Origin of the sequence: Streptomyces sp. NPDC052020, assembly GCF_040680575.1 — a bacterium.
GTDB lineage: Bacteria > Actinomycetota > Actinomycetes > Streptomycetales > Streptomycetaceae > Streptomyces.
On record NZ_JBFAWY010000105.1, the window covers coordinates 1 to 1117 of the forward strand.

Consider the following 1117-nt stretch of genomic DNA (forward strand, 5'->3'; position numbering starts at 1 on the left):
CTAGCTGTTCTGTCCGGGGAGGTTGTGGACGGGTGAGCCAGGTCTCGGCTGGGGGATCTTGAACGGGTGAGGGCCTTCCGGTTCGGTGTGGATTGCGACGTCTACACCAACAGAAAGGCCCTCGTGCCCCACCGTAATGCACCCCTGACCGAGACCGGACGGCTGCGCCTGGCCCGTTGCGTGGTCGAGGACGGTTGGCCCCTGCGTCGGGCTGCTGAACGCTTCCAGGTCTCGCCCACCACGGCCCAGCGGTGGGCCGGCCGCTACCGGCGGCTGGGCGAAGCCGGCATGGCCGACCGCTCCAGCCGGCCCCGCACGAGCCCGGGCCGCACTCCCACCCGCACCGAACGACGGATCATCAAGGTCCGCCTGCTGCGCCGATGGGGACCGGCCCGCATCGCACACTTCCTGCACCTGGTGCCTTCCACCGTGCACCGCGTCCTCACCCGCTACCGCCTGGCCCGCCTGTCCCATCTCGACCGTGCCACCGGCCGCGTGGTGCGCCGCTACGAACGCGAGAGGCCCGGGGAACTCGTCCACGTCGACATCAAGAAACTGGGCAACATCCCCGACGGCGGCGGACACAAGGCCCACGGCAGGGCCCAGGGCGCCCGCAACAGCTCCGCGCACCGTGACCCCGCCCGGCCCCGGACCCGCCACGGTCGCCCCAACCTCGGCTACAGCTACCTCCACACCGCCGTCGACGACCACTCCCGCCTCGCCTACAGCGAGATCCTCACCGACGAGAAGAAGGAGACCGCCGCCGGCTTCTGGCAGCGTGCGCACGCGTTCTTCGGCCAGGCCGGGATCACCGTCGAGCGGGTCCTGACCGACAACGGCTCCTGCTACCGCTCACACGACTGGCGCGACGCCCTGGCCGCGGCCGGAATCGTTCACAAGCGCACCCGGCCCTACCGTCCCCAGACCAACGGCAAGGTCGAACGCTTCAACCGCACCCTGCTCGACGAATGGGCTTACGCCCGCCCCTACCGGTCAGAAGCAGAGCGCCGGGCCGCGTTCCCGCAATGGCTGCACACCTACAATCACCACCGCGGACACACCGCGCTGAAAGGGCAACCACCCGCCAGCCGCGTCCCCAACCTCGCGGGTCAGTACA

Annotated in this window: 1 protein-coding gene; it reads left to right on the forward strand. The window is 70.2% G+C overall.

The features are described 5' to 3' along the window. Nucleotides 1-123 precede the first annotated feature (123 nt). A partial coding sequence (locus AB0L74_RS34880) for an IS481 family transposase (RefSeq protein WP_365661649.1) occupies nucleotides 124-1117 on the forward strand: 994 nt, incomplete at its 3' end.